Raw genomic sequence first — 806 nt, forward strand, 5'->3', positions numbered from 1 at the left:
GCTCCCAGGTGCCGTCCTCCCGGTGCGCCCGGTCGCCCAGCGCGGACAGGGCCAGCCAGGCCTCGTCCGCACCCGGCGGCTCCGCGTCCCACAGCAGCCGCATCGCGGTCCGCAGCACCAGCGGATCCTCCTCCAGCGACACACCGGAGTGCTCCACGAGCCGGGTCAGGGCCTTCACCCGGTCCCCGGCCGCCGTTGCGGGCGCCTGCGCGCACATCCGCAGGTGCGGCAGCGCCTCGTCCCCGGTCAGCCGGAGCGGGGTGCGGGTGAACAGCCGGGCCCCGGCGGCCGGATCGCCCGCCGCCAGCCCGTCGAGCCGGTCGAGGACGAGCCTGCGCAGTCCCGGCAGTTCCGTCAGCGCGGCCCCCACGGCCTCCCCGTACGTCCGCTCCGGCTCGGTGATCAGGGCGTGTGCCAGCCGCCGGGCCACCTCGGGCAGCAGGTCGGCAGTGTCCACCCCCAGCTCGGCGGCGATCCGCAACAGCCCGATCCGGTCGCCCGGTTCGCGTGCCGGGTCGGTGAGCGCGCTGCGCAGCTCCGGTCCCAGCCCGGCCGCGAGCCGCAGCCGCGCGGCCTCGCCGAGCAGCCCGGCGGGCGGGGCGGCGGCGCCCGAGCGGACCGCGGCTGCCAGGGCGAGCTCCACCAGCGGTTCGCTCACCGCCGGGGGCGCCCAGCCGGCCAGGGCCGTCAGCAGCCGACCGCTCGCGGCGGCCTCCTCGGGCCCCCGGTCCGGAGCCGGCCGGGCCAGCGCCCGGGCCAGCGCGGTCAGCCGTACGTCGTCCAGGGCGCCGCGGTGGCCCGCGGCC

1 protein-coding gene is annotated in these 806 nt (G+C 79.8%); it reads right to left on the reverse strand.

The window, feature by feature from the left end:
• Window positions 1-806, reverse strand: an 806-nt coding sequence (locus tag ACFXA3_RS26450; RefSeq protein WP_385190790.1) for a GTPase-associated protein 1-related protein, incomplete at both ends; no start/stop codon positions are given.

The sequence above is a fragment of the Streptomyces sp. NPDC059456 genome (genome assembly GCF_042750055.1).
In the GTDB taxonomy this organism is placed as follows: Bacteria; Actinomycetota; Actinomycetes; order Streptomycetales; family Streptomycetaceae; genus Streptomyces.